Source organism: Streptomyces sp. NPDC006265, from assembly GCF_040613555.1.
Lineage (GTDB): Bacteria > Actinomycetota > Actinomycetes > Streptomycetales > Streptomycetaceae > Streptomyces.
In genome coordinates this window covers 1-8186 of record NZ_JBEXSH010000362.1, presented here as the reverse complement: position 1 = coordinate 8186, position 8186 = coordinate 1, and the positions used below count along the sequence as shown (strand labels likewise).

Here is an 8186-nt window from a genome sequence, read left to right as displayed (position 1 = left end):
GTGTCCGCGGAGAAGGAAACTGTCGAGATGCCGGTCCAGAAGCAGCCCCGGCCAGGGTGTGCGTTCAAGCAGTCCCGCCACGATCGGGCCTACGCGGCGATGGCGACGAGCGCGGACAAGGGCGCGGTGCGGGACGTGTCGAAGCTGGGCTGAGCTCCCCGCGTACGACGAGGGTCGCCCCCCGCTCCGGGAGGCGGCCCTCGGGCATGTCCGGCCCCCACGCCACTCCGGCCGGGCAGGGCCTACCAGGCCGCCGGGTCCCGCCCGTTGACCGCGAAGACGGAGCCGTCCGGCGCGGTGGCGCAGACCCGGCCCCCGGCGAGCAGGGGCTCGGTCAGCACCGCGGGAACCCGGTCCGACCGCGTCCCCAGCCGGGGCCGGGTCTGCCCGGCGAGCTTCCCGCGCCGGGCGTCGACCGCGAGCAGCCGCCCGTCCGGGGTGGTGACGTACACGTACCGGTCGCCGATGACGGGAGTGGAGCCGCGGGCCACACCGGTCTCCAGGTTCCACAGCTGCTCGCGGGCGTCCAGGTCGACGGCGACGAGGGAGCCGCCGGTGGCCATGAGGAAGGCGACGTTCCCGCGCACGGCGCCTTGCGCCTGCTGGAGGGGAACGGGCAGCGGCACCCGTCGCGTCGCCCCGCTGTCCGGGACGTAGCGGACCACCGCCTTCGCGTCGCCGCGCGTCGCGTCGACGGACAGCAGGAACACCGCCCCGTCCGCCGTGCCGAAGGGCTCCAGCGTCCCGTCCAAGCGGGCGTCCCAGCGCACGTCCCCCGTCCGCGCGTCCACGGCCGTGACGCGGGTGCTCGATCCGTCGGCCGACGTGCTCGCGGCGTACGCCAGCGGGTCACCGGCGAAGGTGACGAAGTACGGCGTCTCCTGGCCGGGGATCCGGCGGCTCCACTCCGGCTCACCGGAGGCACTGTCGAGGCCGGTGACCGTCCCGTTCGCTGCGGTGAGCAGGAGCACGCCGCCGGCCGACGCCACGCCGTTGTACGCGGGCACGTCCCGCTGCCACCTCACCGCGCCCGAGCCCGGATCGAGCGCCTCCAGGTGAGGCCCCTGGCCGAGCGCGGGCTGGACGAGCCCCCCGGTCAGCACCGGCGGTCCGCTCCTGAGGCCCGCCTTGACCGGATGCCGCCACACCACGTCCCCGTCGGCCGGGTCGACGGCGAAGACCAGACCCGACACGGCACAGAGCAGCCGGCCCGCTCCGTGGGAACACCGGGGCGTTCCCTCCGCGGACGAGGGTTTCGTCTCCCAGCCGCTGAACGCGGCGGACGTCGTCCGCCGCGCGGCGTCGCGCGGGACACCACCGTCACCGCCCCCCTCACGGCCGCCGTCACCGCCGCCGGACGGAAGCGACAGCAGCGCCCCGACGACGGCCAGGCCGAGCGCCCCGGCTCCGAACACCGCCCGTCTGCCGAGCCGCAACCGCCTGCCACGACCGGCTTCCACCGCACGACCGGCTTCCACCGGTGCACCGGCTTCCACCGCACGGACGGGTTTCCCGGCGGGCGGCCACGAACCTTCGGTGTCCCAGGTCCGCTGAGCCGGTATGAACGTCTGCGTGTCGTACGAAGCCGCGACGGAGCGCAGCTCCCGCATCAACTCGTCCGGCGTCGGCCGCTCCTCCGGCTCCTTCGCGAGACACCGCAGCACCAGCGGCGCGACCTCATCCGGCACACCGGTCAGGTCGGGCTCGTCGTGCACCACCTGGTAGGCGACGATGTACGGGCTGTCGGAGTCGAACGGCCCCTGCCCCGTGGCCGCGTGCACCATCACCGACCCGAGCGCGAAGATGTCGGCGGCCGGACCCACCTCGCGCGGGCGGCGGAACTGCTCGGGCGCCATGAAGGGCGGGGTACCGATCAACCTCCCGGTCTCCGTGCGCAGTTCGCTGTCCAGCGGCCGGGAGATGCCGAAGTCGATGACCTTCGGTCCGTCGTCGGCGAGCAGGACATTGCTCGGTTTCAGATCCCGGTGGACGACCCCGGCACGATGGATGTCACGCAGCGCCTCGGCCAGCCCCGCCATCAGGCGCCGCAACTGGGCCGGCTCCATGGGACCGTTCCGCTTGACCTGGTCGGACAAGGTGGGTCCCGGGATGAACAGCGTCGCCATCCAGGGCCGTCCGCTGTCCGGATCGGCATCGACGACGGGTGCCGTGAAGGCGCCGCTCACCTTCCGCGCCGCCGCCACCTCCTGCCGGAAACGCCCCCTGAAGTCAGGGTCCTTGGCGAACTGAGCGTGTACGACCTTCACCGCGAGCTTCATCCCGGAGGTGCTCCGGGCCAGATGCACGACACCCATCCCGCCCGAGCCCAGACGGGACTCCAGACGGTAGTGACCGGCGTATTCGGGAAGTTCCGCTTCCGCGCCCGCTCCGGCATTCCGCTGTGGCGCCATGGAACCACCCCCGTGCTGTTCGTCCGCGCGCGCGACGCACGGAGCCTAGTCGAAGACTCGTGCGGGACAGAGGCGGCTTGCTAGCCTCCACGCACGAGTTGCGCACTGGCGTCGTGCGGCGTGACTCGGGGGAATCAACGGCGTCCCATGGCAGCCATGGGGCTCAACGGGGGAGAAACACATGTCTGTCGACCATGTCGGGGAACTCGAAGGCGGAGGCGAGGGAGAGACCGTCACCATGGCGGCGTCGGCCCTGCCGTCGTACGCCGTCGCCCCGGGCGTCCGCCTGAACGTGCGCAGCGGCCCCGGCACCGGCTACGCCCTCGTCCGCGTCCTGCCCGAGGGAGCCAGGGTCACCATCTTCTGCCAGCGCCCCGGCACAACGGTGGCGGGTCCGTACGGCACCACGAACATCTGGGACAACATCGACGACGGCGAGTACGTCTCGGACGCCTACGTGCGCACCGGCAGCGACGGCTACGTCCGCCCGCGCTGCTCCTGATCCGAACCCCACCCCTCATGGTGGGCGCCGCCACCGCGGCGCAGCAGCCGCGTCGAACATCTGACGGCGAGTTCGTCACGGACGCCTGCGTGAAGACGGGAGGCGACGGCTACGTCGCCTCCCGCCGCGGCCGGCCTGCACGGAGCCCGCGGCCCGGCAAGGGTCATAATCGACCCGTGAGTGCAGACGACAGCACCCCCGCCACTCCCGCGGGCTCCACGGCCGAGGCCCTCGGCCCCCGCCCGGAGCCCCTGCGCTTCTTCGGCACGACCTGGCTGAACCACGACACCGGCTACACCGCCCGCCGCATCGCGGTCGCCGCCGGCTCCCTGGCCGCCGCCGTCGCCTCCTGCCTCGTCCTCCGCCTCGCCCACCAGGGCCTCCAGATCGCCGCGATCGGCGGCTTCGTCACGCTCCTCATGGTCGTGATGTTCGCGATCTGCAGCGCGATGGCCTTCCGCCACACCTGGGACGGTTTCACCCGCCGCCACGACCCGGACCGCCAGGCCTCCCTCCGCGGCCTCCTGGCCGTCGGCTTCGTCGGCTCGCTCCTCGCGTACTTCTTCCGCTCCCTCACCGAGGCCCCCGGGGAGAAGCTGCACCGCGAGGAGTACGAAGAGGCCCGCAAGCAGTACGAGAAGCGCACGACCCGCCGCTCGGGCAACCCGAAGAACCGCCGCCGGGCGTAGCCACCACCGCGAGAGGCCCCGCCGCCTACCGCTCCGCCACGATGCGCTCGACCGCCGCCGTCACCAGCTGTTCGCGCTCCGCCTCGGTGAAGACGTCCGGCAGGGTGAGCTGCTCGACGATCAGCCAGTTCAAGGTGAGGATGAGCAGCTTGACGGCCATGGCGTCGCCGGGAAGTCCGGAGGCCTCGTGGTAGGCGACGTTGGCGTCGACGTCGGCGCGGACCCGCTCGGTGAGGACCTTCCGCAGTTCGGGACGCCGGGTGGCCTCCAGACGTAGTTCCAGCAGGGCGAGATAGCCGGTGCGGAACGCGGCGACGCGGCCGACGAGCTCCCGCATCAGCACGACGTAGGTCTCCCGGTCACGGCCGGCCGCCCGCTGGCGCGCGATGGTCGCGTCGTCGGGCTGGAGCCGCTCGTAGACACGGGCGCCGGCCTGGGTGAGCAGGGCGTCCCGGCTGGTGAAGTAGTTGGACGCGGTGCCGGCCGGTACGGCGGCCTCGGCGTCCACCGCCCGGAACGTCAGACCCCGCGCACCCTCTCTGGCCAGCACCTCGATCGCCGCGTCGCGACTACGGGTGAGCCCCCGCATCGTCAAACGCGCAATCTCCAAATACCAGGCCCGCGGCCCCCGCATCGACCGCACCAGCTACAAGGCCACCACCAGCATCGAAATCCTTACGGCCGCAGGCCCTTGACGACAGACCCCAGCCGCAAACTTCACGGCCTTGCCACTAGAACGCCCGAGAACCCCCCCCGAGCGCGAGCGGCGGCCACACCGTGCACGACAGGCCGCCGGTGCCTTCCTCCCCTCGGGCCGCCGATCCCTCTCCCCTCCAGGCCGCCGCCCGTCACCTCCTCCTCGGGCCGCCCGATCCCGCCGACCTCACCGAAATCCCACCGCCCCCCGTCCGATCCCCGGCCACCATGGCCGTATGACCACACCTCCCTCCGCCCATCACCCCACCGGAGTGCACCCCACCCCCGAGCCCACCCGACTCGCCCGAGCCCAGTCCTTCAACACGGCCGCGGCCCAGTACGCCGCCAACCGTCCCTCCTACCCCTCGGCCCTCTTCGACGCGATAGAGGACCTGACCGGCCGCCCCCTCAACGGCGCGCGCGTCGCGGACGTCGGCGCCGGCACCGGTATCGCCACCGCCCTCCTGTACGCCAGGGGCGCCGACGTCGTCGCCGTGGAACCCGGCGACGGCATGGCGGCCCAGTTCCGCCGCGCCCTCCCCGGCGTTCCGGTCGTCCGCGGCACGGGCGACGACCTCCCCCTCGCCGACGCCTCCGTCGACCTCGTCACCTACGCCCAGGCCTGGCACTGGACCGACCCCGCCCGCGCCGTCCCGGAGGCCCTGCGCGTCCTGCGCCCCGGAGGCGCCCTCGCCCTCTGGTGGAACACCGACGCCGTCGACGTCCCCTGGATCGCCGAGGCCGCCGCCCGCACCGAACGCCACTTCGGCATCGACGTCTCCGCCGAGAAACGCAACGTCGACGCCCGCGCCGCCGACCCCACCGGCCGCCTCGACTTCACCCGCCGCACGGTCCGCTGGAGCCGCTGCGTCCCGGTCGACACCCACCTGGCCAACATCGGCAGCCACTCGGTCTTCCTCGTGCACGGCGTCGACCACGCCGCGTCGTTCCTGGCCGAGGAACGCGGGCACCTCCTCCGGGCCTTCCCGGACGGCTTCATCGAGGAGGTCTACGAGGTCGTCCTGCTCCTCGCCAGGACGCCGGCCTGACGCACAGCCACCGAAGACCGCCCACCGCGGCGGCTTGACGCGTCCGACCCCCCGGGAGCATTATACATCGTATGATGAATAATGCTCCCGGTTCACCACGCCCGGGCCCGGCACCCACCCCCGGCCAGCCCCCGGACCCGGACACCCCAGCCGTCCACGCCGAGAACCTCACCGTCGTCCGCGGCCCCCGCACGGTCCTGCGCAACCTCGGCTTCACCGTCCCCCGGGGCCAGATCACCGGCCTCCTCGGCCCCTCCGGCTGCGGCAAGTCGACCCTGATGCGCGCCCTCGTCGGCACCCAGGCCAAGGTCACCGGCACCCTCGACGTCCTCGGCCACCCAGCCGGCCACCCCACCCTGCGCACCCGCGTCGGCTACGTCACCCAGGCCCCGTCCGTCTACGACGACCTGACCGTCCGCCAGAACCTCGACTACTTCGCCGCGATCCTCGACCCCGGCCGCCGGGCAGCCGACCGGCGCGACGCCGACGTCACCCGCGCCATCACCGACGTCGACCTCACCACCCACGCCGACGCCCTCGCCGGCAGCCTCTCCGGCGGCCAGCGCAACCGCGTCTCCCTCGCCGTCGCCCTCCTCGGCTCCCCGGAACTCCTCGTCCTCGACGAACCGACCGTCGGTCTCGACCCGGTCCTGCGTCGCGACCTGTGGAACCTCTTCCACGACATCGCGACCGGCCGCGGCGCCACCCTCCTCGTCTCCTCCCACGTCATGGACGAGGCCGAGCGCTGCCACCGCCTCCTCCTCATGCGCGACGGCGAACTCCTCGCCGACGACGCCCCCGACGCCCTGCGCACCCGCACCGGCACCGGCACCGTCGAGGAGGCCTTCCTGCGCCTGGTGGACGAGGCGAAAGCGGCAGCCCGTACGAAGGAGACGCCCCGATGACCACCACCGCCACCCGGCCGACCACCCCGCCGAGGGCCCTGAGCATCTCCCGCACCACCGCCACCGCCACCCGGGTCCTGCGCCAGCTCGCCCACGACCCCCGCACCATCGCGCTGATGATCCTCGTCCCCTGCGTGATGCTGTTCCTGCTGCGCTATGTCTTCGACGGCAGCCCCCGCACCTTCGACAGCATCGGCGCGTCCCTCCTCGGCATCTTCCCGTTGATCACGATGTTCCTGGTGACGTCCATCGCCACCCTGCGCGAACGCACCTCGGGCACCCTCGAACGCCTCCTCGCCATGCCGCTGGGCAAGGGCGACCTCATCGCCGGCTACGCCCTCGCCTTCGGCACCCTCGCGATCATCCAGTCCGCCCTGGCCACGGGCCTCGCGCTCTGGTTCCTCGACCTCGACGTCACCGGCAGCCCCTGGCTCCTCCTCCTGGTGGCCCTCCTCGACGCCCTCCTCGGCACGGCCCTCGGCCTCTTCGTGTCGGCCTTCGCGGCCTCGGAGTTCCAGGCGGTCCAGTTCATGCCGGCGGTGATCTTCCCCCAGCTGCTCCTGTGCGGCCTGTTCACCCCGCGCGACACCATGCACCCGGCCCTGGAGGCCATCTCCGACGTCCTCCCCATGTCCTACGCCGTCGACGGCATGAACGAGGTCCTCCGCCACACGGCCATGACCGCCACGTTCGTCCGGGACGTCCTGATCGTCGCGGGCTGCGCACTCCTGGTCCTGATCCTTGGCGCGGCGACCCTCAGGCGCCGCACGGCGTAAGCCGGCCCGGCGCGACATCCCGCCCAGCGGACACCCGAGCCGTCACCCACTCCCCGGTGCGAGGATGGACCCCGGACGACGCACCCTTCGGAGGCACCCCGCGCCATGACCCAGAAAGTCGCAGTCCTCGGCACCGGAAAGATCGGCGAAGCCCTGCTCAGCGGAATGATCCGCGCCGGCTGGACCCCGTCCGACCTCCTGGTCACCGCCCGCCGCCCGGAACGAGCCGAGGAACTCCGCAGCCGCTACGGCGTCACCCCGGTCACCAACCCCGAGGCCGCCAAGACCGCCGACACCCTGATCCTCACGGTCAAGCCGCAGGACATGGGCACCCTCCTCGACGAGCTCGCCCCGCACATCCCCGCCGACCGCCTGGTCATCAGCGGCGCCGCCGGCATCCCCACGGCCTACTTCGAGGAGCGCCTCGCTCCCGACACCCCGGTCGTCCGCGTCATGACGAACACCCCCGCCCTCGTGGACGAGGCGATGTCCGTCATCTCCGCCGGCACCCACGCCACCGCCGACCACCTCGCCCACACCGAGGAGATCTTCGGCGCCGTCGGCAAGACGCTCCGCGTCCCCGAATCCCAGCAGGACGCCTGCACGGCCCTCTCCGGCTCCGGCCCGGCCTACTTCTTCTACCTGGTCGAAGCCATGACCGACGCCGGCATCCTCCTCGGCCTGCCCCGCGACAAGGCCCACGACCTCATCGTCCAGTCCGCCATCGGCGCCGCGACGATGCTCCGCGACAGCGGCGAACACCCGGTCAAGCTCCGCGAGAACGTCACGTCCCCCGCCGGCACGACGATCAACGCCATCCGCGAACTCGAGAACCACGGCGTACGGGCCGCCCTCATCGCCGCCCTCGAAGCCGCCCGCGACCGCAGCCGCGCCCTGGCCTCCGGCAACAACAGCTGACCACCGGGGGCGGGCCCGACACCCGCCCCCCCGCAGCCGCCTCACCTCACACCGCCACCACGGCCCCGGCACCGGCCGTCTCCGCCTCCGCAACAGCCGGCAACAACCCGATCGCCCGGTACGCGGCATCCACCGTCGGCCGTGCCATCCCCCGGGCCCGCTCCGCCCCGGCCCGCAGCACTCCGGCTCCGTCCGGGACTCGCACACCGGCATCGGCGAGATCAGCGCGGGCGACGCGCC

The 8186-nt window shown here is 72.8% G+C and carries 8 protein-coding genes and 1 pseudogene; 6 read left to right on the top strand and 3 right to left on the bottom strand.

From position 1 onward, the window contains the following. Nucleotides 1-242 precede the first annotated feature (242 nt). Nucleotides 243-2411: a serine/threonine-protein kinase gene (locus ABZ281_RS26435; protein ID WP_356659316.1), complete on the bottom strand. Its 2169-nt coding sequence runs from the start codon at nt 2409-2411 to the stop codon at nt 243-245. A 181-nt stretch (nt 2412-2592) separates the two neighbouring features. Here ABZ281_RS26435 and ABZ281_RS26430 point away from each other — a divergent pair, with 181 nt between their 5' ends. Continuing rightward, entirely contained in the window at nt 2593-2913 is a 321-nt protein-coding gene (locus tag ABZ281_RS26430; RefSeq protein ID WP_356659314.1) for an SH3 domain-containing protein, read from the top strand. Nucleotides 2914-3089: 176 nt separating this feature from the next. Beyond that, nucleotides 3090-3602 carry an EamA/RhaT family transporter gene (locus ABZ281_RS26425; protein ID WP_356659312.1) on the top strand — a complete coding sequence of 171 codons (513 nt, stop codon included), beginning with the start codon at nt 3090-3092 and terminating at the stop codon, nt 3600-3602. Between the two features lie 25 nt (nt 3603-3627). Here the strand turns inward: ABZ281_RS26425 and ABZ281_RS26420 are convergent, their stop codons facing one another. Then, the gene (locus ABZ281_RS26420; protein ID WP_356659318.1) at nt 3628-4191 is read right to left on the bottom strand and encodes a TetR family transcriptional regulator; all 564 of its coding nucleotides are present in this window, start codon (nt 4189-4191) and stop codon (nt 3628-3630) included. A 343-nt stretch (nt 4192-4534) separates the two neighbouring features. On the opposite strand from ABZ281_RS26420, the gene ABZ281_RS26415 reads away from it, so the two are divergent. The 4 genes from ABZ281_RS26415 (at nt 4535) to proC (ending at nt 7946) form a co-directional block, all read left to right on the top strand. After that, on the top strand, nt 4535-5347 hold the full coding sequence (locus ABZ281_RS26415; protein ID WP_356659310.1) for a class I SAM-dependent methyltransferase: 813 nt from the start codon (nt 4535-4537) through the stop codon (nt 5345-5347). A gap of 71 nt (nt 5348-5418) precedes the next feature. After that, nucleotides 5419-6252 carry an ABC transporter ATP-binding protein gene (locus tag ABZ281_RS26410; protein WP_356659308.1) on the top strand — a complete coding sequence of 278 codons (834 nt, stop codon included), beginning with the start codon at nt 5419-5421 and terminating at the stop codon, nt 6250-6252. Continuing rightward, a complete protein-coding gene (locus ABZ281_RS26405; protein WP_356659306.1) occupies nt 6249-7028 on the top strand; it encodes an ABC transporter permease in 780 nt (259 codons plus the stop codon). The genes ABZ281_RS26410 and ABZ281_RS26405 overlap by 4 nt, the downstream gene beginning before the upstream one ends. A 105-nt stretch (nt 7029-7133) precedes the next feature. Further along, nucleotides 7134-7946, top strand: a complete 813-nt coding sequence (gene proC / locus ABZ281_RS26400; RefSeq protein WP_356659304.1) for a pyrroline-5-carboxylate reductase — start codon at nt 7134-7136, stop codon at nt 7944-7946. Nucleotides 7947-7992: 46 nt separating this feature from the next. Here proC and ABZ281_RS26395 read toward each other — a convergent pair. Continuing rightward, a pseudogene (locus tag ABZ281_RS26395) lies at nt 7993-8186 on the bottom strand (hypothetical protein); the annotation flags it as partial.

Excerpts from the sequence above, each read along its gene's own strand:
- proC (WP_356659304.1), top strand. The coding sequence starts at position 7,134 with ATGACCCAGAAAGTCGCAGTCCTCGGCACCGGAAAGATCGGCGAAGCC.
- ABZ281_RS26415 (WP_356659310.1), top strand. The coding sequence starts at position 4,535 with ATGACCACACCTCCCTCCGCCCATCACCCCACCGGAGTGCACCCCACC.
- ABZ281_RS26420 (WP_356659318.1), bottom strand. The coding sequence starts at position 4,191 with ATGCGGGGGCTCACCCGTAGTCGCGACGCGGCGATCGAGGTGCTGGCC.
- ABZ281_RS26435 (WP_356659316.1), bottom strand. The coding sequence starts at position 2,411 with ATGGCGCCACAGCGGAATGCCGGAGCGGGCGCGGAAGCGGAACTTCCC.
- ABZ281_RS26405 (WP_356659306.1), top strand. The coding sequence starts at position 6,249 with ATGACCACCACCGCCACCCGGCCGACCACCCCGCCGAGGGCCCTGAGC.
- ABZ281_RS26410 (WP_356659308.1), top strand. The coding sequence starts at position 5,419 with ATGATGAATAATGCTCCCGGTTCACCACGCCCGGGCCCGGCACCCACC.
- ABZ281_RS26430 (WP_356659314.1), top strand. The coding sequence starts at position 2,593 with ATGTCTGTCGACCATGTCGGGGAACTCGAAGGCGGAGGCGAGGGAGAG.